Genomic DNA, 19,845 nt, shown 5'->3' with positions numbered 1-19,845 from the left:
CCGTCTAACGATATTGAGTGAGTAGATACTCAATCATATAGGGGATGGTATGAGATTGGTCAACCCCCTTGGCCGCGCCGCGCGGAGCGAGCGCGCCTATCACGCTGCCCGAATGCGACGCCGCAAAGAGCCGCCCGGCGGGCATGCTGGGCTCTGCCTCTGGCACTGGACGTGACCAACCGCGGTCAGATCACCGATGTCGTCGCAAAGGCCCACGCGCATTTCGGACGTCTGGACATCGTCATGAACAACGCCGGCTATCGCCTCCACGGGAAGCGCTGCGGGTCTGGCGAGCGCGATTGCGGTCACGGGTGGAGCCACGATGTCATCGATCGCGGGCGCTGTTCTAACGGAGGAGAACGCCCGATCTCCTACTCGTCATGCTGAGCTCTGCGACGATTGCACTTGCAGCAGCTCTCAGTGCACGGCAATTGGAGCGCGCCTCATCGGACGCTTCGAGTTGACCGACTACACTAGCTTTTCGAAAGCCAGTATGCGTCGGTGACCAGCCAGGCATTGTCAGCGTCATTTTCTGGTGGCCCTCGATGATATTGCCCGAGATCGGTGACCCTGCCTCGTGCCGCCTTGAGGGCGGTAGTCAAAGCTTTTTCTTCGTCACTGCGCCTGGCTCCACCGCAATGGTAGAAACCGCAAGGCACAAGTGATTTTGCGGGGAACGTATCGCCACACCTTTCCAGAAGCATCATGAAGCCCCATTGGTCTTCACCCGTGAAAGGCAGCGCCATCCGACCGGCGTCGGATAGCTTTGAAAGCCACGGCTCCGGCACATGAGTCACTCCGGCGAAGGCCACCACGACATCAAGGCTTGGCAGATCAGCCGCCTGTGTGGCGTCACCGGATATCACCTCGATATGGGCATAGTGGGCAAGATTGCTTCGCGCGCGCCGGGCGAGTTCTTCGTCGATCTCATACGCGATCACGCGTCCTTCAGAACCCGTCAGCTCGGCGAGAATGGCGGTGAAATAGCCAACACCAGTTCCCACCTGAAGGATAGTCTGGCCGGGAGCCATGTTCAGATGGTCGAAAACAAAAGCCCAAAGCGACGGCAGTCCGCTGTTCAATCCGCGCCTTTCGTCAAGCGAGACCAAAACGTCGTGGTAAATCTCATGAAGTGCGGCTGAAGGGCTCGTATGGACTGCCCCGACTTGCAATCGCGAATGGATACGCCAAGGGCCGTTACCGAGGTATTCCTCTCGCGGGACTTTGGCGAATGCGTCGATGATGGCAGGGTTGTGCACAACGGGCGATGAGACACGTAGATCTTCGGCAAACCATCGGCGCGCTTCACTATCGTCGGTTCTTGTCAGCATGAAACGTCGGCTCCCGGATTGTGCGTACTTTCTCAGAAAACCGAACGACGGCAAAGGGTCCCCCTATCTTCGCATTGAAGGGAGATCTGGCTATGCCCGCTGTCCACCCATTGCTGCCGGCGCGGCATGTTTTAGCGGACGGGCGGCTTTCGGGACGAGGAGGTTGGCTCGCGAACGACCGAGATTGGGCGCGAAGCAGCCCTTCGGCAGAAGATGAATGCGGCCAGCGAGTGGCTGGATCAGCTTCTTGAATCAATTTGGGCGAACCACTTCGTAACTCATTGATGAATAACGATTATGTTAGTCGCTGAGGGACAGATTCTCCCACAGAAAATCAATATCTTAGCAGGTGGTTCGCCAACCCGTTTCCTTTGTATTCTCTCGTATGGTCTGGCGAACCTAAGGATCAAGACAAAGGGTGATTTGAAGCCTTGGACCCATGAGCAATTGAACCCTGCGTTAGGGTGATCCTCCCCTCTTTTGGGGATCGTGGATCCCAAGGTCGAGGCGACCGGACGCTATGAAAGTGCGCGCCGGATGCACAGCGTCCTCGGCCGCATTTTCCGCTTTACCATCGCCACCACGCGCGCAGAACGCGACTCCACAGGCGACCTGCGGGCGGCGATCACAAGCCCCCAAAAGGGTCGAATGCTCTAGCTGCTGTACGGCCTGCGCGGGTGAACCCTTTGATGCAAAGGCATGCATAGCGACGAACATCTCCGTCCAACCGCCCATACGCACCCTGAGGAGATCATGCGCTTCGGGCGCGCCAGGAGCCACCAGAAATGTCTCCTGATCAGCAGTCGTCACCGTCAGGATGTTGGACCCGGCACCGTCAACGAAGCCGAAAGAATCTCGATGAGCCTATCGATGGCCGTCCGTCCCTCAATATTGAGATCGATTGGGCGCGCCGTTAGCAAAACCGAACGCCGATGAAGAACGTACGCCATCCTACCTTGACTGCATCGGCAAACTGGCGCGTCGAGGGGAGAAGGAGCCGGCGACATGTCGGTGCCGATCGCGTGGCCGGATAGCCGGCCATCGGCTGACGGAGCGCAGCCCAGCCCATTTTCAACATAGCTCGCAAAAGTGCCAACGCCCGGTTGCATGCAAAAACCGCCAAAAGGTTGCTTCTCGGTCCCGAAGCGCCGCGCCGCTTTCTTGAACTGGTCAGTCAAACCCGAGCGCGGCTTGGTCATTACCTCAACGCAAATGGTCGCAATCCGCTCGCAGATTCGGTTGCCGAAAGGGTCGATCTGGGGATCGCAGCGCCCCAGCGCGGGAGCGACAATGCAATCTCGCGCAATTGCCTGAAGCGCCTTGTTGCCTCCTCGGTCCTCGCTGTATCCGTCACCATGACGGCGGGATGGACCAACGGATCGATGATGTTTTCGCCCCAGTTGCAGAGCAGCGCCGCAACCAACTCACCGAGGCTGGTGACGGCCGTTTCCTCGGCAAAGCACATGCGGCGAATTGCCCAGAGCGAGTTGATGGTATTGGCGAGCGAAGTGAAACATAGCCCGAATACATTATAGCGCGCGCCGCCGGCGTAGATGTCCTGTCCTTTCACTAGGCAGTCGTTGATGAAGAGATTGAGGAGCGGCGACGGGCACACGTCCTCCATCCGCCCAAAGTCACCGACAGTCGATTCCATTTGCCGGGCAAATAGCCACTCAAAGTGCTTGAGGAAGACCGCCTCGAGTTCGTCGTAGTCCTTGAATTTAGATGCTGGCTTGGAACGGAACGACATGTTCTTGCCGAGTAAGTCGACAGGCCCGGCCGACTGGATCGATCGCCCCTGATTGAGCGCATATTCAAGGGGCTGCAGCAACGTCATGCCGCCCAGATGAAACCATTCGGCAAGCTTTTGAGCGGCACCATTTCGTCCTGTCTAACGGATACCGATCTTTCTGCCCGTCTCTCCTGATCGTTTTCAACCTCGGGGAGCCTGACGACAATGCCCCTTCAAAATGTGTTTTGCTGCTCCGCGCGCCGGTCACCGCTGACGGGAGAACTTTGGAATGCGCCCGGCCCCAAGAGCTTGACGCAGGCAGCGTTCTTCGGGAGTGTCTTGCTTACGAATGGTCGAGCGGAGGGGATGCGATGCTGACGATTTCCAGCGTCAAACAATTGGAGGCTTTCAAGAAACAACGTGCGCTTGTGACGTGGTTTCTCGATAGCGGATACACAACCAAGAACATCGAACTTGTCTTGGGAGCGAAACGCGGATTTGACCGACATGTTGGCAGTGCTTGGCACATGCTGATCCCCTATAAGGGCGGCGGCTATGCAATCGACCTTCCGCTTTCGAAGGACGGATACGGTATCGACTTGTCCCGCCACGTGATTGATCAGCAAGGGATCGGGTCGGGGGAACTGCCCATCATCCTGTTTGAGAACTACGAGGGCGAGGACGACTACTTCTATGTTTCGCTTGCGGGCCTTTCCGAGGACGAGACAATCGCCTTGATCGGCAGCATGGCCGACATTGTGGTGGATCACTACCGCGATGGTCGCTCAGACCCGCAAGAGTATCGTTCCGACATAACGGAAGCCATCAAACGGCACAGACGGATAAAGTCGGGCATCAGGTTCGTAAAGCAACACACGTCCACTGCTGTCGGGGCTTTGGCCGGATTGTTCATGTAGGCTTGTCATAATTGAGCGCTCTTGCCGCCCACTATCCAAGCCAGATAGGTCAATGCGCCATGTTTCTTGACCAGTTCGGCGTCACAGTGGTCGCAACAAGCCATGCGTTGTGTTGACGGCGCGTGTGTTCCGAACACCCACTCAAGAATGCGCAGGGCAGGGCTGAGTTTCTGCGGAGCGTTCCCGTCACCGAAATAGCCACGGACCGAAGCTCGAAAACAGGATGAGGAGCGGAGCATCGCCGCAACCTGATCAATCCGCCGCGACCGCTGCTCCAGCATGGTGGCCTTCTGATGCTCATCTAGTGGGGCGGCCTCGACAGTTTTCTCGGCCATGAACTTGAGCCGCCCGGTGTCGCTACGACCCGGCCCGTCATGGAAGATCACCGACGCGGATGGCTTTCTGTCTCGCCCTGCCCGACCCAGCTCCTGCAACAGGTCTTCGGCTGATGCAGACTGCTGCCAATGAACGACGAGCCGCACGTTCGGAACATCTAGACCCATGCCAAAGGCGTTCGTGCAAATGATGTGATCGACCACCGGGCGGCTCTGGCCGAGAAAGCGTTTCACGAGTTCCTGCCGTTCCCAAGGCGTGCCCAGTCTCGAATGATAAAACGGGGCATCCAAGCCCAAGGCTGCAAGGTTGCTCTTTAGCTCGTCGCCGACTTTCGCCGATGGCACAAAGATCATGACCTTCTGCCCCTCCAACTGGGGCAATAGCAGCATCGACGCTATTTCTTGCGCCCGGCGCTCGGGACTGCAACGCCAACGCAACAATGCAATGTTGGGGCGGTCTACATCACGAACGAAGATCTTCGCATCGGGGATGCCGAGCGACGCCAGAATACGATCCTGCATTTCTTTCCCGGCGGTTGCCGTAAAGGCCAACACCGGAGGTGAGCCAAGCTTTTCGCGGACCTCCCGCAAACGCCCGTATTCGCGCCGGAAGTCCTGTCCCCATTGATCAACGCAATGCGCTTCATCGATGACCAGAAACGATGGCTGACTGCGCTTCAAACGGCTGCGCTCGTCCTCGCTGCGCACGAAAAAGCGTTCGGGTGCGATGTACAGAAGCTTGATCGCATTGCGTGTCAGGAGAGCGAACCGCGTCTCCTTTTCCTCCCGGCTCAAATCGCTGTTGATGAAGGTTGCCGGTATTTTCTTGCCGAGGAGGTCTGATACCTGCTCGGACATCAGCGTCTTGAGGGGCGACACGACAATTGCCACGCCGCGTCGGAGGAGCGCCGGGAGTTGAAAGCAGAGGGTCTTACCGGAGCCGGTCGGACTGACAACCAGAACAGATTTCCCTGACAGCGCCGCGAGGATGATCGGCAACTGGCCGTGCCGAAAACGCTCCAAACCAAACAGGCGCAAGACGGGGCCGAAGCTTCCCGCGGCTTCGCTGACGACACCTTCGCGGTCGAGCCATCGCGCCAGCCGCACAGCCCACCGCTCCATCGCGCGGCGCGCCAACCCGCCAGCTAAGGTCGGATGGTGGCGCGCATGACAGCCGTCGCATAGGCAGACCAAGTTCGACATTTCGTCAGCGCCGCCCATGGATCGGGGGAGCAGGTGATGAATGTCGGCGTCCGCAGAGCGCAACGCAACACCACACGACACGCAACGATAGCCGTCGCGCTCCAAGACCTGATTTCGGACGATCTGCCACTGGTTTGACGCGACGTTCAGGGCTTTCTCCAAAACACCTTAGACATCGGGCGGCGCGTAGCCGCGACGACCTTTCGATTTCAACTACTAAGACTTGTTTGAAATACCTTGAAGCGTTCGCAGAGAATGCGGACGAACCGAGCGGCCTTGTCGGGCTTTCTGCTTTGCTCGGGCTGTAGCTGCGCCAAGTGGGGCAAGACAAAGATCGGGACATTGCCCCAGCTACTCACCATGGGGTTGATTTCGGCGCGGCCAAGAGCTCCAAAATCCGCCAGCCGTTCCGAGTAGGCTAACAGCTTGGCACCCACGATTAAACCTCGTGTGACGGATCGTGTCGTTGTCAGTCCCTTTATGCCGCTCGCCGAGAGATCTTCGTTTACCCGCCATTACCACAACGGCCAAGTTGGGCGACCCCGATGGGCGAGACGGGGGTTGTGGATCATCTCAGCCCGGGTCCGTGTATCTTTGGGACAACAGTCGCCACGGTGAAGAAGACAGATCAAACGTCTCTTCCTGGAGCGCGTCGGAGACTGTCAGCACATCATTGGCGATTGTGAATGTCGCCGAATTGGACTGCATCGTTGCACCGTCTCTGTTGACCCAGTTCAGCGAAATCCGGCCATTGCCGACCGAGCAATTGTAGATTTGTCCTAACTCGCTTCTAAATGAGAACCATTGACTCTGCTGCCGCACGTATTCGGGCGGCAACTTCATGTAAAAGTAGGTGTGAACCCCGGCACTGCATATGGCCTCATCCGGCCAGTGCTGGCCACTCATCAAGGATGATTGCCCCCTTGATGAGCTTGACGTCCCAGCTGCCGAGGTCATCGCACCATTCGCTGCGGGCGGCTGAGCGGAGATGATCGATCCTCTAAACCAGATGGCGCAACACATTCCAATAAGCGCAACCATCAGCCAGCCGGTCAAGCCGCCGCGTTTGTTGACCTGGAAAGGCCGTTCGGTGCCTCGCATTGTGATGTCAGGCACGGAGCGGTCCGCGGCGTTATGTTGTGCAGCGACCCAAAGCGCAACACGTGGCCTTTTGCGAGTTCGTATTCCTCGCCGGACAGTGCCCCAGCTGTGCGAAGCGCAGCCAATTCCTTAAGCTCGCTTGCCAGGTGCAGGCTCGTTTGATCCGAGGTACGTCGAACTTCGGCCCCGCGCCCTGTCGTCTTAATCATTGCCACGGCGTGACCAAAGGCCTCGTGATCAGCGAAGGTCTTGAACGTCAGGTGGTCATGAGACGTGTGGATTTTCAGCAGTCGATATCCCAATACGCTGCGCGTCTCGACAGAGCTGATTTTCTCGATGGGGATAGTTTCAAAAATTTCACCAAATATTCCTTTGTGCAAGAACGCCGCACGATGGTTGGTGACTACAAGCGTCCCGTTACGCCTGCGGCCATCCCCCTTACCCATTGTCTTGCCTATCCACCCGTCGAGATGCGCTGAAACGATCTCGCCAGGCTGGGATTTCTTCATTCGAAAGTAATCGATGTGCCGCATGTCGGACCTTCAATCTTTCAGTTCACAGGCAAGCGTTTTAAAAGATTGGCGTACCTGCCGGCTCATCCGTGACAGGAACCGCATTTGCATCACCGTCTCTGCTCAGGCGGTAGTTGTCTCGGTAACGCAGGAACAAACGCTCAACCTGATCGACCCGGAAATACCGCTCGGCCGCCGTCTTGCTGGTCGGTTTGTCCCGGCGGGCAAGCTCGTCGGAGACACCCCTCGGGATCAGGTAAACGGCCCTGCCGTTTGGCGAAGCGGGAAGCAAAATGACGATGGCAAGCCAATCGAACTGATCGAAGTCGTAGTACGTCACGTAGGCCGGCCCCTGCTTGAACGTTCGAGACTTTATAGAAACCCGTTGCGGCGGATATCCGACCGGCTGAGCGATGACGTCATAGCCAGGCCAGTTGTCAGGAACTTTAAGCGCCGGCACGCCGGCAAGTGTCAGTTCGGCTGCAACGACCATCTCGCAGGCATCGCCCATCTGCTTAGACGTGTAGGGTCTCGGTTCCAAACTCATGGGCCTTCAGTGCGAGAGATGTTCTGGATTTCCGGTGGCCCAACCTAGCCGAAGCCGTTGAGCGCTCTTTAGAACCGTGACGATGGATTGGTCTGGTCGAGCCAAGATGCCGAAAAGACTGACAAACCGTTCGAAGTCAGCGAACCACATCCGGGAGATGGAGAACGATTGTACGATCATCGCCGCTTCGTCGGTCTTGAACCGCTTTGCCTCCAGCAATGCCGATGCGGTCCGATGCAACAGCTGATAGCGCACGTCAGACGGGGGGACCGTGTCCAGGCCCAACAGATCGCATATTTGAAGCATGCGAAGGCGCTTGCCATCAGAGGGTTCTGCGAACCACTCGCCGACTGTTGGCCCAAATGGTTCATTGACCTTGCCCTCGATCGCGGCGGCGCATGTCTCTTCGCCAAAGCGTATTAAGGCAAAAACGTCGCTTTGGCTGTCGCGGCCCCCACCAGCTAACGGGACCTTGTGTTCGGGAAGCGCAACAAGCAATTCAGCTGGTTTGTCGAACATTGCAGCGACTTCGGAAGGAAGGCCGCTCGCCTGTTCCCAGCTATGCGCAAGTGTTCGCGCCGAATAGCCTATTCGCCAATGCTTGGCGGGATCAGCCAAGAACGCCTGCCAACTATCCGGCCCCGAGCTGGGAACGTAAACACGCGACATACCGAGAAGCCTCCGAACTACCTGAGGCAGGGCTATCATGGTCAGATCACAACTCAGTTGATCGGATCTGTAAAATTGGAGACTTTGGCCAGCACGTAGGCTTGAGGTCGGACATTTGCAGGGCAGCGAAGGAGCGACCGTGCTTGCAATCCCACTTCAGCAGGCTGACTGGGGTCTAACCTAGCGGCGGCATCGTCACAAGCATGTTGCGCGCCTGGCGCATCCTCCCACAATCAGAGACCGACCGCGAAGTGTGGCAGGTTACTGACTCGGAACGTTCGAACGAACATGCTGAAAGGCTTGACGGCACGAACTGCGTACGTTGAGCTCGTCCGACGTTCTTCCAGCTCTCGGGAGGCCGAGTATTTACGATGAACGTTGCATCAGCCTCGACCGTGTTTCAAATTCTTGGATACCTCTAAGCTCCTTGATTGGCGGCAGCCGGGCATGAATAGGCCCGGCCTCAGCACATGCCCGATGCGCACTAGATCACTGAGCGCCGAGCGGATTTGCGGCCAGGGGAATTCGGAGGATTCCTCCCAGGCTTCGCCCTCGCGCAATATAGCGTCGAGCTTGCCCGCCACACCGGCAAGCGTCGTGGCGGGGGTGGCTGAGAACGCTTCCAGCAGATCCCCTGCCCGCTCGCCAGCCTCGCGCTCGGCTCTGAGCGCGGCGGTGTAGCCGCCCTCCTCGGCAGCCGCCTCCCAGCGGGCCTGATGTGCCGCGAAACCAGCTTGGGCCTTCTGCCGGAGAGCCGCCGTATCCGGCCCTTTGCCGAGCACTTCGTTGAGCGTCTCGATCGCGTGGACCGTGACGTCCTGACCGTTGGGCAGGCGGACCTTCACACGAGGAAAGCCGACGCTCTCGACAAGCTTTGTTTCCAGGCGCTGCTGCCGGCGGCAATGCCGCTCGGCCGACTCGCGGGTCATCTCCCATTCGCGCCAAAGCGCCATCGAAGGGTCGGAGGGCATGCTGGTTGCTGCTACATCCCCGGGAAGCGCATTCTTCTCAAGCATCAAAGCGGTGGACGTGATCATTCCTCCCGTAAGCATTTGTCGGCGAGTGACCAAAGGCAGAGTCATGCTATTGTCGGAATCAGCCATGATCCGAGCTCCTGAACAGCTTGGTTGTGGTCAGGCTGCTGAGGGTGGTTGCACACCAACGGCAGCCGCTTTCAAGCAAAAATCGTATCAGCGGTACGATAATGAAAATGTCACGATGGATCAACAAGAATCGTATCACGGTTACGAAATGAATGCAGTTCAATGCAAGATGGCACGCGTCGCATTGGGCTGGGGAACTCGAGAACTAGCCATAAACGCAAACGTATCTCCTGATACCATCGCCCGGTTAGAAAGAGGCGAGCAGTTAAAGAATTCAACCCTCGCCGAAATTCGTGCAGTCTTCGAAGCGGCCGGGATCGAATTCATCCCGGAGAACGGAGGCGGTGCTGGTGTTCGCCTGGCGCGTCGATCTGACGGGACAAAGGGCAAACTGTGACCCTTTGGATTGACCGGCTACCTTTCGCATGAGGCGTGCAGGGAGAGCGGAAGTCGCACATAGGTGTTCGGCCTGTGGAGCGGACGCGCGATGCTGGGGCGATCTCGGGCAGACTTAGCGCGCCACGCTTCGATTCTGATCCAACATATCTCGTCAGGAGGCCGAAGACGGCTCCGCTCTGGAGGGCGCCGTGAGTGCCTGACAGATGCAGGAACAGAATTCATCGTATAGAACGGCAGCGACCTGAAGTGAGTTTCGGATGGACCGACCCTCACATCCCGATCCCCAGCCCGCGCTTTCTGCCGAAGCTCCAGTCGATGCCGCCGCTGTCTTGCACGAGGCCGGTGATGTGCTGGCCGATGCGCTTGTCGAGCAGCGGTTGCCATGGAACGAGCCGGAAGCCGAGACCATCGTCCAGCATGGCAAAGCGCCCGCTGGCAAGACGGACCGAGCCAAGGAGTGTGCCGCTAACATGACTGCCTGGCTGCACGGGCGCGTAGGTGAGGCCGCGCGCAGCGGCCATTTCCTTGCCGACCCTCGTGACTTCCTGGCGCTCCAGCGTGGCAACAAGATCGCGCGAGAAGGTGATAGTCCCGGTAGTCGCATAGCGTTCGGCATGACCCATCCCGACGAGCTGGGCAGCCCGTCTGTCGAGAGCGTTGTCGACGTCGAGACCAAAGCCTGACCGGACCAGCGACACAGGGGTCCTGGCCGTAAGCTCCCGATCGAGCCAGGTGGCGCCGTCGCTGCCGACCTGCGCGTCAAGATCGAGCGTCGAAAGCACGCGAACAGAGAAGTCCTTTGCGCGGTCGCGGGCATCGTAGGCGATGCCGCGCTCGGACAGGTCTTTTGGAACACGCCAGTGGTCTTCGTCGATGCGTTCGACATGGCCGGCCCGGCGCAGCGCTTCGAGACGGCGGACATGGAAACGGACAAAGGCCTCCGGGTCCTTGCCCTGCTCCAAAAATGTCTCGCGGATTGCCTCCAGGTGCCTGCTCGGCCGATAGGCGCCGTCCTCGCCGGCTGCGACGCCGATGTTGCGGTCGGCCGCACGCGGCTGCTCGTTCGGCAGGATGGGATCGAGCGCCACGATATGGCCGCGCTGAATGTCGTCGAACTTTGCCGCATCCGCCGTCTCGACGTAGTGGGTGCGCCCGTCGACGCCATCGATGACGAGCGACAGCCGGTCGCACATCTCGTCGCCGGCAAGGCCCTTGGCGAGCACACGGCCGACGACCGGCTCGGTGATGGTCTGGCGGTGCATGACATATTGCGCCGCGCCCCGTTCATCGGCGAGGCCGTGCTCCTCCAGCGCCCGGTGCATGGTCTTGATGATGTCGTTGCGCTCGCCAAGTGCCCGCAGCGTGCTTTCGGCTCTGTCGGAGATCACCCATCGCCCGGGCTCGATCTCGTTCGCCAGGCCGAAATGCTCCAGCTTCTTTGCCCGATCGATCAGAAGATAGCGGTTGCTGGAAATGGTGTAGCTGTCGCTGGCATTGGGACGCAGGTCGACAAGATCGTGCTCCTGCTGTTCGTCGATCAGCATGCGGTCGAGGCGGGTCAGCCGTTCGGCCCCGACTTCATTGGCCAGCTTGCGGGCGACCTCGATCTCGCTTTGCAACCCGAGTTCCCGTTCCACCAGCTCGCCTGCCCGATGACGGATGCCATGGGCGATGTAGTCGCCAGCGATATTCAGGATCTTGCCGTCATCGGTGACGCCGCGCACCAGGACATGGGTATGGGGATGACCGGTGTTGTGGTGGTCGACAGCGATCCAGTCGAGGCGCGTGTCGAGGTCGGTCTCCATCTGCCGCATGAGATCGCGGGTGAAGGAGCGCAGGTCTTCCATCTCGGCGGCATCCTCCGGCGCTACGATGAAGCGGAACTGGTGCCGGTCGCCGCGTCCGCGCTCGATGAACGCCTTGCCGTCGGCCTCGTCGTCGAAGCCCGAGTACACCCTTCCCTTCTCGCCGTCCCTGGTCACGCCGTCTCGCTGGAGATAGCGCAGATGCGCATCGACAGCCTTGCTCGTCGTCACGAACTTTTGGCCGCGCCCGGTCCCCTTCCCGTGCGTCGCCAACTTGACGACGCGGGCCTTCACCACGACGCGGCGCGAGCGAAAGCGGACGCCATTGGAGTCCTGCTTCCACCCGCCACCATCCTTTGGCAACCCTGCCGCCATCTTGCCGCCGCGGCCGCGGGCATTGAAGCGGCCACTCCCCTTTCCGTCGCTCCTGCTTGCGCCGATGCGATGGGGATTGCCGCCCTGCTTGCGGATGGCAATCTCGACCTGGCGCACAAAGGGCAGCGTCCGTGAATTGACCGGCGCGCCGCCATGCCGCATCCGGCCGGTGCGAACCTGGAACCTGTCGCTGTCACGATCTGCCATAACGACAGCATCGGGGGTCAGATTTGGTGCTTCAAGATGGCCGGAGCGCCGAGCGCGCTATGGCGCGCAAAGACTTGCTGCGGCGTAAAACGGCGGATCGCACATCGGTAGGGCATCACACCTTTGCTTTTCAGATCAACAGGATAGCGAACCAGCCGGCGCCATCCGCACCTCGCGCGATTCCGCCTGGCGTCGGCACGAGCAGGAAAAAACAATGTGCAGACAGAGACTTACGAGCAAAGCGAGGGCGAGCGCCAGCTCGCTTTATCTTGCCGTCCCTCCCCGTCCCCCGTAAGCGTCCGGTCTCTGCACCCAGATTGAGTAGTGCAATCTCGCGTCATGTCGGGTTCCTTCGTCATGTGGAGGATTTCCGATGGCGCCTCGCCGCTCCTGGGCCAAGGCCAACAGTCCTTACTGGTCGTCGCACATTGCGAGTTGGTACCGCAGCAATCAGGATGCGCTGGAATACGGTCGCCAGCGCGATCTTTCGATCACCACGTTCGAGCTGTGGATGCGCCATCTGGTGAACAGCGAAGACCTGCGCAAGCGTGCGGAAAAGCTGCAGAATTTGCGCCGAAAGAAGGCTGGACGTCAGGGCAAGACGCAGCAGCCGAAGCGCCCCCAGAGGAGGCCCGCTATCGCTACGGCAACCGCACGGACAGCGGCCCAACCGCCCTTCGCGCGTTCTGGAGCATGCATGTCGAGGCGATGAATTGGAGTGGCATGGATCATGCAGAGTATGCGGCGGCGCTCGGGCTTTCGCGGCATGCGTTGCGGATCTGGCGCGATCGCCTGTAAGAATCCGGCGACGAAATGGACTGGCGATCGCTGCTTCATCCGAGTGCCCGAGCCCAATTAAGCAGCGCTGCTAATTGCACGCGGCGCCAACACCGCTTGACGCCGGAAGCGGTGGGTGGGCGCTCGAACCGGCGCCGGTTCAGCGACGAGCAGAAGTTGGCGATCGTGCGGGAGACGGAGAAGCCCGGTGTCGCCGTGGCGCAGGTTCGCCGCCGCCATGGCGTTGCCACCAGCATGGCCTTCCGCTGGCGAGAAGAGTTCGGCCTGACCGCTCGTAACGCGCTGGAACTGACGACGGTCGAGCTCGCCGATGGAGGCGAAGACGAGCCGTCGGCGCTGGCCGCCTTGCGCGATCTCGTGCGGCCACCGGACGGCATGGTGGCGATCGAACGGGATGATGACGGCGCGTGTTCGTGCCGGCGGGCGCCACTGCGGCTGCGGTGAAGCGGCAGCTCGCCGGCAAGGAGAAGGCATCATGATTGTCATTTCCAGCGGGCGTGAAAGTGCATCTGGCGCTCGCCTACACCGACATGCGCACAGGTCTCGATGGTCTCGCTACTTGATCCAGGAACAGCTCAAGAAGGAGCCGTTCCGGGTCATTTGTTCGTCTTCCGCGGCAAGAATGCCTCGCTTCTGAAGATCCTGTTCTGGGACGGAACGGAGCTGTGCCTGTTCACCAAGCGCATCGATCACGGACGGTTTGTGTGGCCGCGTCTGGCCGAGCCTGGCGAGATGCTTGCGGTCAGTTCACTGACGGATACGATTGGATCGGACTAAAGCCGTATGCCGCCTATTGTGAAGCCGCCGTCGACGGTGATCTCCTGCCCGGTAACAAAACTGGCGTCGTCCGAAAGCAACCAGGCCACGGTGCCCGCGACGTCTTCCGATCTGCCGTTGCGGCGAAGGGGTGTGTGGCTGGCGAGGCGCGCGGCGAAGACAGGGTCTATGACATCATCGGCCATCGGCGTCAGGATGATGCCCGGATTTATGGCGTTGACGCGGATGTTCCGTGGGCCTTGCTCTACCGCAAGCGTGCGCATCATTGCCTGTAGGGCGCCCTTCGTGCCGGCATAGGCTCCGGCGCCGGGCATCACTCCACCAGCCGTCCATGAGGCGTTGATGAGAATGCTGCCATCGGCCAGAAACGGCAGGCATTGCTTGATGGTGAAGAAGGTGCCGCGCAGGTTGGTAGCGATCAGAGCGTCGAATTCATCCGCTTCCGTGACGGCCAAAGGCTTGAACTCGCCCAGTACGCCGGCGTTGGCGAACAGGGCATCCAGTTTTCCGAAGCGGGTTATCGTCGTCTGCAAAGCCGCGGCAACCGCCTCGTTGTCGGCGATATCGCAGGCAATCGCGATCGCGGTGCCGCCGGCGGTCTCGATCTCCGACTGCAATTGGCTGATAGGCTCGGGCCGGCGTCCGACGAGAGCGACTTGCCCACCCTCTTCGACCAATCGAAGAGCGGCGGCCCGCCCCATGCCAGTTCCCGCCCCCGTAATGAGGATCGTTTTGCCCGTGAATCTGTTCTGTGCCATGTCGTGTTCCTTGATTGCAGCGTCACGGCAGTTGTAATTTCACTGATTAATATGGATAATTGCAAAAATTATATCTTCATTTAAAAGACAAACTATCGAATGAGCCTATTTCGTTCCATGCAAGTGTTCGTGACGACGGTGCAAGAGGGCTCGATGAGCGCCGCCTCGGGCAAGCTCGGGATGTCGCCAGCAATGGTCGGGCAGCACGTGGCGGCACTGGAGGAGCGGCTCGGAACGCGTCTTCTGAACAGGACCACGCGCCGTCAGAGCTTGACAGATTTCGGCGCCAGCTACGTCGAACAATGCCGAGATATTCTGGAGCGCGTTGCCATCGCGGATCAAGATGCCGAGGCATTGCAAGCAGAGCCTCGCGGCAAGCTGAAGGTTACGGCGCCGACGACTTTTGGCGCAGAGGTCTTGATGCCGAGATTGCAGCGCTACCGCGAGCTTGCCCCGGACGTCACGCTGGATGTCACCTTGACCGATCGCAACGTCGATATCGTCGACGAAGGGTTCGATATTGCTTTCCGTATCGGCGAGTTGCCGGATAGCCGCTTGATTGCGCGCCGTCTTGCCCCTTACCGGATGATGATCTGTGCCGCGCCGGATTACCTTGCACGAAGGGGCAATCCAGACCATCCTAATGATCTAGCCAACCACGATGCCATCGGCTTTACCCCGGCAGCGCGGTCGCCATGGAAGCTGGCGAAAGGTGACGATACGGTCGAAGTTAGTCCGCGAATGCCGATCACCGTCAATAGCGGTCAGGCCGTCCGCATGACTGCACGCGCTGGCCTGGGACTGATCATGCAGCCGTCCATTCTACTGAGTTCGGATATCCAGGCAGGCCTGCTCGTTCAACTCTTTCCAGACTGGCATCTACGAGAACGATCGATGTCACTTGTCTATCATCGCGACCGCCGCATGACGCCGCGCCTGCGCAGCGTCATCTCGTTTGCCATTTCAGAATTCGGTGCGACATCCGAACGGCGGGAAAATCCTCATTCCTAGCGTCCGCTCTTGGCGCCCTCAGCCATGGGCGATCATGACACCCAAGATCGGGCAGATCCGGCAAACGGCGATTGCTTTTGGGTCCGGCCAATCAGGCATAATCCGGGGATCCTGGAAACCGAAAAGGTTCGTGAATTCAGCGGTGCGGAAATCGCTTAACTCGGGCGACTGACAGCCGTCCGGTGCGCGTGGCAGTACCCGAAAAGGCTCTGCAGAAAACGCACGCCTTGCCTGATCATCTTCCGCGCGGCCGGCCCGACGACGAGGACCGCGCCACAGCGTGCCGCGACGATCACTGTTGGGCGGATGTTCACGGCTCAACCCTGCGACGCAGGAGCCATGGTTCATGGCGCTGGCTTGCGTTGGGCTGCACGCTTGGCGCTCGGAGAAGCGAGCGGGAAAGCCTTCCTGCTTCCCCGACGCGATCGGCAATTTCGTCTGCCGCCGGACCGAACGATCGCAGCGACACTTGCCTGCTTGATATTTGCACGGAATGAGGTTTGTTGGCGGAGTAGCGAATTATTTGCCTGATTGGCGAATAGACAGACCATCCGTTTTCAAAGCGCCCTTTGGACAAGAGGAAATTCGATGACCGTTTCTCCAGACCCAAGCGACCAGGCTGATCTCGTATCAGTCACCGCCGACATCGTTTCCGCCTACGTTTCGAACAATCCGCTGCCGGTCGGCGAGTTGTCGAAGCTGATCGAGGATGTCTATGTCGCTTTGCAAGGGATCGGCACACCTGTGGCTCCGATCGCGGCCAAACTGGAGCCGGCGGTGTCGATCAAGAAGTCAGTGTCACCTGATTTCATCATCTGCCTGGAAGACGGGAAAAAGTTCAAATCCTTGAAGCGGCATATCGGAACGCATTACAATCTGAGTCCGGACGAATACCGTCAAAAATGGAACCTGCCCTCCGACTATCCGATGGTGGCGCCAAATTACGCGGCCACCCGCTCGGCCCTGGCGAAATCAATAGGGCTCGGGCGTAAGGCGGCTGCGCCCCCTCCTGCCACGGCGGAAAAAGCGAAACGGGCTGCTCGCGCAGCAGCAGCCACGACGACGACCGCGGCAGCCATCAAGTCACCAGTGAAGAAGGCGCGCAAGACACCGGCCAAGGGCTAGTGCGCTGCATCACTCTGCGGTGCGGCGGGACCAGGTGAGTGAGAATTCGTCCTCGGTGTCGGTCTCGACCAGGCTCGCATAGATCGGAGCTGGGAAGCTGGGATCGTCGAGCTTGACGGAGTGGTAGTCGCGTCCCTCGCGCGAGGTCTTCTTCCATGCCGCCCCGAACTCGGTGGCGCCGGCGAATGCGGAAGTCGGGACCCTTTTCGTTTTCGCCATCGGCCGGAGAGAACGTCACCGTCTTGACGTTGAGGTTGAGGGTCTTGACCGAGCCGGAGAAGCCGTTCGCGGTGCGGGAGAAAGTGCCGATCGTAGTCATTGTGGTGGTTCCTTCTGCTTTTCTCGGGCCGCGCCCATCGCGGCCTGCACATGAGGGACCTCTCGTCAAGCTGTGGCTCTGAGCTGCTGAGTGGTCAGTTTCTGGACGACGCCCCGCCGGGTGCGAGGCGTCCTAGGGTGCTCAGTCGCCGTTGCGGCGGTTCGGACGTGACCAGATGAGGCTGTAGCCCTGGCCGTCCTCACCCTCGACGAGGTTGGCGTAGATCGGAGCGGTGAAGCTCGGGTCGTCGAGCTTGAGACCGAGGTAGCTGCGACCCTCGTTGGACTGCTTGGACCAGGCGGCCCCGATTTCGATGCGGCCGACGAAGACCCGGTGGCTGGGAGCGTTTTCGCCGCTGGCGCGTGTATCGGGGACGATGCGGACGTTCTTGGCCTGGAGCGAGAGGGTGACGATCTCGCCGCTGAACTCGTTGTTATCCGATTGCTGGAAGTTGCCGATGGTAGCCATTGTCGTTCTCCTGACTGGTTGCCGAAGCTGCTTTGTGCGGCCTCGATAGCGGTCGTGAGGCGACGATCGGGCCGACTGCATCCTGTGGACCGCAGCGTGAGCGGAGGACGGCGGCAGCCGAGCTTGTTGTCCCGCGAGGAATGCGGCAAAGCCGCAGGGGAACAAGGTCGGCGAAGCCGTTGCAGTCAGAGGCCCGACCGGCGCCCGACAGCCAGTAGAGAGGCCGCACAAGGAGGATTCCAGCATCAGTCCCACGAGAACGATGCTGGCCAACGGGCCCTTCAGCCATGCATCGGCACAAGCAGCGCGATCCCAACCGCACATGAACCTGAGGTCTGAGCCCGTTTCCTGATCCGCGCGTTTGCACGTATCAACCTCACATCCGGTCGCCGCTCGAGCGGCTGCACCATAATCCCGCCCGCGCGGCAAGGGCTCAGGAGGACGAGACCAGTCTCGATGACGGCGTTCAAGCCATGCCGCAATGCGGTCGTCCACCCGGTTCCGGCGGGCTGATCAGGCCCTGGCCGAACTGGAATGCGGTCAGATCGTCATGGTCTGACAAACGCCCCTTCGATCACCACGCCGGCGCTGACGTATTTCCATAGAGCCACGACCAGCTTGCGGGCCAATGCGGTGATCATCACCTTCTTGAAGCGTCCGCCATTCTGGGCGACTCGTTCGTTGAACCAGCGGCTGAGCGCTGAGGCGGGCTGGTGCCGCAACCAGAGCCACGCCATTTCCAGGAGCGTCGATCGCAGGCGCGGATTTCCGGATTTTCCGATCCCCTGCTCCCGGTCGATCGACCCGCTTTGCCATGGCGTCGGCGCAAGGCCGGCATAGGCCGCCACCTGCCGGCGATTGGCGAAGCACCGGGAACAAGCCCTCTCCCCACAGCACGGCCGCAAACTCTGGTCCGATACCGACGACTTTCGACAGCATAACCACTTCACGCGCCGATCGGCGTTCTTCGGCGAGCATGGCGTCCCGTTCCGCCTCGACTGCCTTGATCTGATCGAGCAGCATTTCCATTCGGTCGACCTCGCGCAGAACCTGGCGCTTCATATGTTCGGGCAGATCCCGTCCATCGCCTGTGCGAAGTGTCTCCAGCCGATCGCGACGATCACGCCGTAGAGGATCGTAGCCGGTGATGCCCTGTGAGAAGAGCAGACCCTTGATCCGGTTGCTGTGCCGGATGCGTTCTTCCATCAATACCTTGCGCTCCCGGACGATGCGGCGGCGATCCTCCTCATCAGGGGTCGGCACGCGTAGCATGGAGCAGACTCGCGGTTCGCCACGCTTGAACGCCAGCAGCGCCCGGATAAGGGTCTCGCCGTCGAGCCTATCCGTCTTCACCCGCCGCTTGCGCCGAGACGTTGCTATGGATGCTGCGTCAACGACATGAGTGTCGTGGCCTTCTGCTTCCAGAACCCGGTGGACCCAGAAGCCATCAAGGCCGGCCTCTTGAATGATGACGAACGGATAGTCGCGGCCGGTTCGGCTACGAGCCTTTCGCTTCAAAAGAGCGAGGCGGCCAAGAAGCCCAGCAATATCCCCGCCGGGGATGGAATGGCGCGATAGCTTCTCGCCAGCTCCCGGCGAGATCGAGGTGATCAACCAGGTCTTCTTGCTCAACTCCACCGACACGAAGATCGCATCAAGCTCCCTGTGCGCCGCATTTTCTTGAATACCGTCCTGCGTCATCTCCTGCTCCTTTCCGCAACGGCCAACAATGCCTGCTGCATCAGAGCAGGTTGTAGCCATTACTCATAGGATCTCGATGGTGGTCGTGAGACCGGGGACGATCGGTGCGCATCCCGAAGGGGCTGAAACGAAGTGGAAGACGGCGGTGCGAGGCTTTCTTGGATCGCGAGCAATGGACGCGCAGCGGACAGGGGATGAAAACGCAGCCGCGGCGTTGCGGCAAGACGATCGAGGCGCAGCGAAGCGAAGACGGTCCTCGGTCAGACGCAATCCATTCGAGGACGCGGTAGGTGTGGCTCAAAACGAACAGACAGGCAGGAACCGCCACGACGGCGATTGCGATCGGTCACAGGCTTTCTCATCCCCACCATGATCGCTTTGCCGGCCAAGACAGCTAACCTGCACCCGCAACCATGAGGATGAAGATCGCCGCTCCCAAGCCTGTACCGGCGACAGCCAAATGGCCGGCGAGCGGAGCTGGCTGCGCGTGGAGCGGGGCAGACCGGATCAGCTCAGAAGGTGATGGTCATGCCGCCTCCTTGGGAGCGGATGGCCACGCTCTGGTCCAGGCGGCATTCGCGGAGCGAGATGGCCAAGACCATCTTTCCCCCATCCGTGGCCGCAGCTCTACGACGTCACCATTTGTGGCAAT

General features: G+C 60.0%; 22 protein-coding genes and 3 pseudogenes. 9 read left to right on the top strand and 16 right to left on the bottom strand.

Translation table 11 applies throughout. The features are described 5' to 3' along the window. Positions 1 to 54: 54 nt before the first annotated feature. Positions 55 to 387 carry an SDR family oxidoreductase gene (locus NKH93_RS25135; protein ID WP_352972596.1) on the top strand — a complete coding sequence of 111 codons (333 nt, stop codon included), beginning with the start codon at positions 55 to 57 and terminating at the stop codon, positions 385 to 387. A gap of 86 nt (positions 388 to 473) precedes the next feature. On the opposite strand, the gene NKH93_RS25130 is transcribed toward NKH93_RS25135, so the two are convergent. Then, positions 474 to 1,331, bottom strand: a complete 858-nt coding sequence (locus NKH93_RS25130) for a protein-L-isoaspartate O-methyltransferase family protein (protein WP_352972539.1) — start codon at positions 1,329 to 1,331, stop codon at positions 474 to 476. 489 nt (positions 1,332 to 1,820) lie between these two features. Between NKH93_RS25130 and NKH93_RS34350 the strand changes: the two genes are divergently transcribed. Beyond that, on the top strand, positions 1,821 to 1,988 hold the full coding sequence (locus NKH93_RS34350; protein WP_502896493.1) for a phage integrase central domain-containing protein: 168 nt from the start codon (positions 1,821 to 1,823) through the stop codon (positions 1,986 to 1,988). Between the two features lie 155 nt (positions 1,989 to 2,143). On the opposite strand, the gene NKH93_RS25125 is transcribed toward NKH93_RS34350, so the two are convergent. Both NKH93_RS25125 and NKH93_RS25120 read right to left on the bottom strand, forming a co-directional pair. After that, a complete protein-coding gene (locus NKH93_RS25125) occupies positions 2,144 to 2,530 on the bottom strand; it encodes a hypothetical protein (RefSeq protein ID WP_352972537.1) in 387 nt (128 codons plus the stop codon). Next, positions 2,530 to 3,186, bottom strand: a pseudogene (locus NKH93_RS25120) (pyruvate formate lyase family protein); the annotation flags it as partial. The pseudogene NKH93_RS25120 and the gene NKH93_RS25125, both read right to left, overlap by 1 nt. Before the next feature lie 248 nt (positions 3,187 to 3,434). Here NKH93_RS25120 and NKH93_RS25115 point away from each other — a divergent pair. After that, the gene (locus NKH93_RS25115) at positions 3,435 to 3,980 is read left to right on the top strand and encodes a hypothetical protein (RefSeq protein ID WP_352972535.1); all 546 of its coding nucleotides are present in this window, start codon (positions 3,435 to 3,437) and stop codon (positions 3,978 to 3,980) included. Positions 3,981 to 3,985: 5 nt separating this feature from the next. On the opposite strand, the gene NKH93_RS25110 is transcribed toward NKH93_RS25115, so the two are convergent. The 7 genes from NKH93_RS25110 to NKH93_RS25080 all read right to left on the bottom strand — a co-directional run bounded on the left by NKH93_RS25110 (position 3,986) and on the right by NKH93_RS25080 (position 9,450). After that, positions 3,986 to 5,680 carry a RecQ family ATP-dependent DNA helicase gene (locus tag NKH93_RS25110; RefSeq protein ID WP_352972533.1) on the bottom strand — a complete coding sequence of 565 codons (1,695 nt, stop codon included), beginning with the start codon at positions 5,678 to 5,680 and terminating at the stop codon, positions 3,986 to 3,988. A 47-nt stretch (positions 5,681 to 5,727) separates the two neighbouring features. Continuing rightward, positions 5,728 to 5,955: a hypothetical protein gene (locus NKH93_RS25105; protein WP_352972531.1), complete on the bottom strand. Its 228-nt coding sequence runs from the start codon at positions 5,953 to 5,955 to the stop codon at positions 5,728 to 5,730. A 136-nt stretch (positions 5,956 to 6,091) separates the two neighbouring features. Next, on the bottom strand, positions 6,092 to 6,574 hold the full coding sequence (locus NKH93_RS25100; RefSeq protein ID WP_352972529.1) for a hypothetical protein: 483 nt from the start codon (positions 6,572 to 6,574) through the stop codon (positions 6,092 to 6,094). Further along, positions 6,571 to 7,152, bottom strand: coding sequence for a PH domain-containing protein (locus NKH93_RS25095; RefSeq protein WP_352972526.1), 582 nt, complete (start codon positions 7,150 to 7,152; stop codon positions 6,571 to 6,573). The genes NKH93_RS25100 and NKH93_RS25095 overlap by 4 nt, the downstream gene beginning before the upstream one ends. Positions 7,153 to 7,189: 37 nt before the next feature. Beyond that, complete coding sequence (locus NKH93_RS25090; protein ID WP_352972524.1) at positions 7,190 to 7,678, bottom strand: hypothetical protein; 489 nt, start codon at positions 7,676 to 7,678, stop codon at positions 7,190 to 7,192. A gap of 6 nt (positions 7,679 to 7,684) precedes the next feature. Continuing rightward, positions 7,685 to 8,296, bottom strand: a complete 612-nt coding sequence (locus NKH93_RS25085) for a DUF6946 family protein (protein ID WP_352972522.1) — start codon at positions 8,294 to 8,296, stop codon at positions 7,685 to 7,687. A 434-nt stretch (positions 8,297 to 8,730) separates the two neighbouring features. Then, positions 8,731 to 9,450: a hypothetical protein gene (locus NKH93_RS25080; RefSeq protein ID WP_352972520.1), complete on the bottom strand. Its 720-nt coding sequence runs from the start codon at positions 9,448 to 9,450 to the stop codon at positions 8,731 to 8,733. Between the two features lie 148 nt (positions 9,451 to 9,598). Here NKH93_RS25080 and NKH93_RS25075 point away from each other — a divergent pair, with 148 nt between their 5' ends. Continuing rightward, the gene (locus NKH93_RS25075; RefSeq protein WP_352617894.1) at positions 9,599 to 9,847 is read left to right on the top strand and encodes a helix-turn-helix domain-containing protein; all 249 of its coding nucleotides are present in this window, start codon (positions 9,599 to 9,601) and stop codon (positions 9,845 to 9,847) included. Positions 9,848 to 10,118: 271 nt separating this feature from the next. Here NKH93_RS25075 and NKH93_RS25070 read toward each other — a convergent pair whose 3' ends face one another. Beyond that, positions 10,119 to 12,236: a DUF3363 domain-containing protein gene (locus NKH93_RS25070; protein ID WP_352972517.1), complete on the bottom strand. Its 2,118-nt coding sequence runs from the start codon at positions 12,234 to 12,236 to the stop codon at positions 10,119 to 10,121. 373 nt (positions 12,237 to 12,609) lie between these two features. Here NKH93_RS25070 and tnpA point away from each other — a divergent pair, with 373 nt between their 5' ends. The 3 genes from tnpA to tnpB all read left to right on the top strand — a co-directional run bounded on the left by tnpA (position 12,610) and on the right by tnpB (position 13,811). After that, a complete protein-coding gene (tnpA, locus tag NKH93_RS25065; RefSeq protein ID WP_352972515.1) occupies positions 12,610 to 12,948 on the top strand; it encodes an IS66 family insertion sequence element accessory protein TnpA in 339 nt (112 codons plus the stop codon). 182 nt (positions 12,949 to 13,130) lie between these two features. Further along, the gene (locus tag NKH93_RS25060; RefSeq protein ID WP_352972513.1) at positions 13,131 to 13,478 is read left to right on the top strand and encodes a transposase; all 348 of its coding nucleotides are present in this window, start codon (positions 13,131 to 13,133) and stop codon (positions 13,476 to 13,478) included. 156 nt (positions 13,479 to 13,634) lie between these two features. Continuing rightward, positions 13,635 to 13,811 carry an IS66 family insertion sequence element accessory protein TnpB gene (gene tnpB / locus NKH93_RS25055; RefSeq protein ID WP_352972510.1) on the top strand — a complete coding sequence of 59 codons (177 nt, stop codon included), beginning with the start codon at positions 13,635 to 13,637 and terminating at the stop codon, positions 13,809 to 13,811. On the opposite strand, the gene NKH93_RS25050 is transcribed toward tnpB, so the two are convergent. Next, positions 13,808 to 14,569: an SDR family NAD(P)-dependent oxidoreductase gene (locus NKH93_RS25050; RefSeq protein WP_352972508.1), complete on the bottom strand. Its 762-nt coding sequence runs from the start codon at positions 14,567 to 14,569 to the stop codon at positions 13,808 to 13,810. The two genes, tnpB and NKH93_RS25050, sit on opposite strands and share 4 nt — an antisense overlap. Positions 14,570 to 14,668: 99 nt before the next feature. Here NKH93_RS25050 and NKH93_RS25045 point away from each other — a divergent pair, with 99 nt between their 5' ends. After that, positions 14,669 to 15,580, top strand: a complete 912-nt coding sequence (locus NKH93_RS25045; RefSeq protein ID WP_352972506.1) for a LysR family transcriptional regulator — start codon at positions 14,669 to 14,671, stop codon at positions 15,578 to 15,580. A gap of 18 nt (positions 15,581 to 15,598) precedes the next feature. Here NKH93_RS25045 and NKH93_RS25040 read toward each other — a convergent pair whose 3' ends face one another. Then, on the bottom strand, positions 15,599 to 16,012 hold the full coding sequence (locus NKH93_RS25040) for a hypothetical protein (protein ID WP_352972503.1): 414 nt from the start codon (positions 16,010 to 16,012) through the stop codon (positions 15,599 to 15,601). Positions 16,013 to 16,168: 156 nt separating this feature from the next. Between NKH93_RS25040 and NKH93_RS25035 the strand changes: the two genes are divergently transcribed. After that, positions 16,169 to 16,705, top strand: a complete 537-nt coding sequence (locus NKH93_RS25035) for a Ros/MucR family transcriptional regulator (protein ID WP_352972501.1) — start codon at positions 16,169 to 16,171, stop codon at positions 16,703 to 16,705. A gap of 9 nt (positions 16,706 to 16,714) precedes the next feature. On the opposite strand, the pseudogene NKH93_RS25030 reads toward NKH93_RS25035, so the two are convergent. From NKH93_RS25030 to NKH93_RS25020, 3 genes and pseudogenes are all read right to left on the bottom strand, one after another. Further along, positions 16,715 to 17,024: pseudogene (locus tag NKH93_RS25030) on the bottom strand (DUF736 domain-containing protein). A 141-nt stretch (positions 17,025 to 17,165) separates the two neighbouring features. Further along, entirely contained in the window at positions 17,166 to 17,492 is a 327-nt protein-coding gene (locus NKH93_RS25025) for a DUF736 domain-containing protein (protein WP_352972499.1), read from the bottom strand. 548 nt (positions 17,493 to 18,040) lie between these two features. Then, positions 18,041 to 19,193: pseudogene (locus NKH93_RS25020) on the bottom strand (IS110 family RNA-guided transposase). Positions 19,194 to 19,845: the final 652 nt, after the last annotated feature.

The organism is Mesorhizobium sp. M0954 (assembly GCF_040319155.1).
Taxonomy (GTDB): Bacteria; Pseudomonadota; Alphaproteobacteria; order Rhizobiales; family Rhizobiaceae; genus Mesorhizobium.
This window is presented reverse-complemented; position numbering and strand designations above follow the sequence as displayed.

Bases quoted from the DNA above. Each gene is read 5' to 3' on its own strand.
- NKH93_RS25090 (WP_352972524.1), bottom strand. From the start codon at position 7,678: ATGAGTTTGGAACCGAGACCCTACACGTCTAAGCAGATGGGCGATGCC.
- tnpA (WP_352972515.1), top strand. From the start codon at position 12,610: ATGGCGCCTCGCCGCTCCTGGGCCAAGGCCAACAGTCCTTACTGGTCG.
- NKH93_RS25130 (WP_352972539.1), bottom strand. From the start codon at position 1,331: ATGCTGACAAGAACCGACGATAGTGAAGCGCGCCGATGGTTTGCCGAA.
- NKH93_RS25125 (WP_352972537.1), bottom strand. From the start codon at position 2,530: ATGACCAAGCCGCGCTCGGGTTTGACTGACCAGTTCAAGAAAGCGGCG.
- NKH93_RS25045 (WP_352972506.1), top strand. From the start codon at position 14,669: ATGAGCCTATTTCGTTCCATGCAAGTGTTCGTGACGACGGTGCAAGAG.
- NKH93_RS25070 (WP_352972517.1), bottom strand. From the start codon at position 12,236: ATGGCAGATCGTGACAGCGACAGGTTCCAGGTTCGCACCGGCCGGATG.
- NKH93_RS25095 (WP_352972526.1), bottom strand. From the start codon at position 7,152: ATGCGGCACATCGATTACTTTCGAATGAAGAAATCCCAGCCTGGCGAG.
- NKH93_RS25025 (WP_352972499.1), bottom strand. From the start codon at position 17,492: ATGGCTACCATCGGCAACTTCCAGCAATCGGATAACAACGAGTTCAGC.
- NKH93_RS25050 (WP_352972508.1), bottom strand. From the start codon at position 14,569: ATGGCACAGAACAGATTCACGGGCAAAACGATCCTCATTACGGGGGCG.
- NKH93_RS25115 (WP_352972535.1), top strand. From the start codon at position 3,435: ATGCTGACGATTTCCAGCGTCAAACAATTGGAGGCTTTCAAGAAACAA.
- NKH93_RS25080 (WP_352972520.1), bottom strand. From the start codon at position 9,450: ATGGCTGATTCCGACAATAGCATGACTCTGCCTTTGGTCACTCGCCGA.
- NKH93_RS25075 (WP_352617894.1), top strand. From the start codon at position 9,599: ATGAATGCAGTTCAATGCAAGATGGCACGCGTCGCATTGGGCTGGGGA.
- NKH93_RS25035 (WP_352972501.1), top strand. From the start codon at position 16,169: ATGACCGTTTCTCCAGACCCAAGCGACCAGGCTGATCTCGTATCAGTC.